1 pseudogene is annotated in these 208 nt (G+C 62.5%); it reads left to right on the top strand.

The window, feature by feature from the left end:
• Positions 1 to 208 (top strand): annotated as a pseudogene (locus FEZ63_RS25750) (haloacid dehalogenase-like hydrolase); the annotation flags it as partial.

The raw sequence follows: 208 nt of genomic DNA, 5'->3' as shown, positions 1-208 counted from the left end.
TCGTCGCCTTCGTCACCGACGTGACCCGGGAAGGATCCCCCGACTTCATCCCGCGCCGGAACGGATCGCAACGTTCGACAATGATGGAACGCTGTGGATCGAACAGCCGATCTACGTGCAGTTCGCCTACGCGCTAGACCGGGTCAAGGCATTGGCGCCGCTGCACCCGGAATGGAAGGACCAGCAGCCGTTCAAGGCGGTGCTCGAA

The organism is Microvirga brassicacearum, from assembly GCF_008757455.1.
Taxonomy (GTDB): Bacteria; Pseudomonadota; Alphaproteobacteria; order Rhizobiales; family Beijerinckiaceae; genus Microvirga; species Microvirga brassicacearum.
This window is presented reverse-complemented; position numbering and strand designations above follow the sequence as displayed.